We start from the raw sequence: 2,929 nt of genomic DNA, 5'->3' as shown, positions 1-2,929 counted from the left end.
GGGGGGGGGGGGGGGGGGGGGGGGGGGGGGGGGGGGGGGGGGGGGGGGGGGGGGGGGGGGGGGGGGGGGGGGGGGGGCTGTTCGGACGTCATGACAACCTGCTGGGCTACCCGCGGCCTGCGGGGCTTTCGGGGGCCTTGCGGGCGCCTGGGGCCGGAACGTTCCGGCATTGGGGCGGCCCGGTTTGGCGGTCCGCTCGTGACAGGTGCCGGTGGGCGGCGCATGCCGAGCGTTGGCCGGTGGAGGGCGGGGCATCCGATGGCTGCTGGTCCGTCCCCATCATGCATCATTTCAGGCGCCGCGCCAAGGGTTCGGGCCGGGTTTGCGCATGGCTGCGGAGTGTGGCGGGTGTGGGGGGGGACGAAGCGGAAGGTGCCGGACGCGCCGGAAGCATCATGCCTTTCTTCGGGGCATGCCCAAGTCTCATTGACGCGGCGGGGCGCGTCATGCCATCACCCCGTGAAGAATCGGGATCGCGCGGTGGCACGGACTGCTCCGGGGAACGGCATGCCGCCACCGGGGACCATGGAAGGCGCCGGTCAGATTGGTCCGGCGGGACCAGTCCGAACAGGCGGCCAGACCCGCGCAGGAAGGGGGGCACATGGTGCCGCAGGTATTGGGAGTGTACGTTTCCATGCGCACCGAGCGCACGGGCATGGGCACCACGAGCAGGGAAGTTTCGCAGAAGATTTACTGGCTGGCGGCCTGTCAGGCGGACGGGACGGAGGGCTCCGCCGTGCCATATCTGGCAGATCTGGCAGATCGGGCAGGCCTGGCAGACCGGGCAGGCTTGGCGGCGGGGGCAGGCCAGGCAGGTCAGGCAACAGGCGGGCGGTACATTCTGCAACCGCTGACCGACATGCACCTGCCCTCAGGCCTGGTGAAGGAACTGCCGGAGGCCGATTTCATCGAGCACTTCCTGCCCGACGCGGAATGCTACGAAAAGTTCATCCGTCCGGCGGCAGAGGCGCTGGCCGCCTACATCGACGACCTGCCGACCGACGCGCCCTTTTCGGTGGAGCAGTTCAGCCCGCTGGCCCTGCCCTTCGACCAGCAGCGCGTGCTGGAAGGCCTGCTGGCCGTGCTGCGGGGCAGGCCGGGGCTGATGCCCCGTGCCCACGACGTGCCCGACCTGCGGGCCATGCTGGAGGGCATGTGCCGGTTGCGCATGGCGCCCGAGTTCCAGAACCGCGTGGCCGGGGTGGCCATCGGCCTGCGCAGGCGCGGCGACTACGCGGCGGCTGAATACTACTACGAGCGCGCCCTGGCCGTGAGCGGACAGGAAGACCGCATCCTGTTCAACCTGGCACGGGTGTATTACGAAACGGGACGGTCCGAGAAGGCCGCCGACTGCCTGCGCCGCGCGCTGGAGGCCAATCCGGGATTGGCCGTGGCCGAGCAGTTTCTGCGTTTCGTCCTGACCGGGATACGCTCCGGCGCATCGGATGGGGGCGAGATGCCGAACAATGCTGGCCCGAACGATGCCGGTGGGGATGACGCGGCACCGGCTGCGTCGGAGCCGGACGCCTCGGCGTCGGGCTCCCCAGGCGCCTGACGATTCCCGGCCCCGCGCGGAGCGGGGCAGCCATGCCGTGCGAATGTCGCGCCCTCGTCTCGCGGGGGCATGGCTGCGCCACGACGGCATCCTGACGAATCATGGCGGCATCGCCGCAGCACCCGGCCCCGGCGGCATGGCCCCGCGGCCCATCCGGCAAGGAGAAATCATGAGCGATGACCGTCGCGTCTTTCCCCGGCTGCAACTGGACTGCCCCTGCTTCGTCACCCTGCGCCGCGACACCGGAGACCTGCCGTGCATGCTCGGCAACATCAGCGCGGGTGGGGTGATGCTGCAACTGCCCCCCTTCTGCGCAACGGAAGGGCTGCCCTTTGGCGAGGTGGTGAGCCTGGTGGAGGTGCCCAAGGCCCTTGCCGGTGCCCTGGAAGGGACGCAGGGCCGGGTGGCCTGGTGCAGCGGCGTGCAGGCGGGCGTCTGCTTCGACGACGTACTGCCCTTCAACGTGGACGACATCCTGGACATGCTGGACGAGGTCTGCTGAACCGCTCGGATTGCCGCGGGTTCGGGCCGCCTGTGTCTGGTCGGCACCAGCGGCCCCGGCAGGATGACCGCCTTGCCCCGCGCGGTCCGTCTGCGGTCTCTCCGGGTGGTCCGCCGCCTCTTTTCCCCTTCTCCGTAACGAACGCGAGCGGCCGGGCGGTTTTCCGCCCGGCCGTTGCTGTCGTGCCGTTGCAAACCGTTGCTCCGTTTCGTCATCGGCTCCCGGCAGGTGCGTACACCAGCCGGAAATCCAGCGAAATGGCGTCATCCACCCGGTGGTAGCCCAGGTGCCGGAAAAACCGGGCAGAGCCGTAGAGCACGCCCCAGCGGGTGCGGTCCAGGTCGCAGTGCCCGGCCAGGGCCAGTCCGCCCGCATCGCCGATGAGGCGCACCGCCGCGTTCAGGGCCAGCCTTTTGTGCACGCCCCTCAGGCGGAACTGCCCCGTCAGCCTGTAGTTGGGCGTTGTGGCCGTGGCAGAAGGCAGCGGCGTGAGGGCCATGCCCTCCAGCGTGGCCTGCGGGAACAGGGCGGTGAAGAAGAAGTCGTCCGAGGCCAGATGCGCTTCCAGCACCGGGCGCAGCGTATCGTCGGCAATATCCAGATCGCGGATGGACCGCATGTCGATGCGCAGGCCGCCCGAGCCGTGCCCGCCCGAGAAGGACAGCGATCCCCCGGCGCAGTCCACGGTGCCGTGGTGCGCGCCGTTGTCATTGCGGCCTGTCCAGCGGATGACGGATGCCGCCGCGTCCAGCGCGTACTGGCCGTCGGGCATGACCACCGGCGGGTGCGCATCCGGTCGGGCATGGGGCGCGCCGCCCTCCAGCGGCAGGCCTGCAGCGCACCATGCCTCCAGCCCGCCCGCAAACCAGCGC

Annotated in this window: 3 protein-coding genes; 2 read left to right on the top strand and 1 reads right to left on the bottom strand. The window is 70.5% G+C overall.

The window, feature by feature from the left end:
• Window positions 1–601 precede the first annotated feature (601 nt).
• Together FVW27_RS12175 and FVW27_RS12170 are read left to right on the top strand one after the other, a co-directional pair.
• Complete coding sequence (locus FVW27_RS12175; protein ID WP_167125500.1) at window positions 602–1,555, top strand: tetratricopeptide repeat protein; 954 nt, start codon at window positions 602–604, stop codon at window positions 1,553–1,555.
• Window positions 1,556–1,724: 169 nt separating this feature from the next.
• Window positions 1,725–2,057, top strand: a complete 333-nt coding sequence (locus tag FVW27_RS12170) for a PilZ domain-containing protein (RefSeq protein ID WP_167125499.1) — start codon at window positions 1,725–1,727, stop codon at window positions 2,055–2,057.
• Window positions 2,058–2,268: 211 nt separating this feature from the next.
• Here FVW27_RS12170 and FVW27_RS12165 read toward each other — a convergent pair.
• On the bottom strand, window positions 2,269–2,929 hold a 661-nt coding region (locus FVW27_RS12165; protein ID WP_167125497.1), incomplete at its 5' end, for a YceI family protein.

The sequence above is a fragment of the Nitratidesulfovibrio liaohensis genome (assembly GCF_011682075.1).
In the GTDB taxonomy this organism is placed as follows: Bacteria; Desulfobacterota; Desulfovibrionia; order Desulfovibrionales; family Desulfovibrionaceae; genus Cupidesulfovibrio; species Cupidesulfovibrio liaohensis.
The sequence above is the reverse complement of the archived record's forward strand: the minus strand, read 5'-3'. Positions and strand labels throughout refer to the sequence as shown.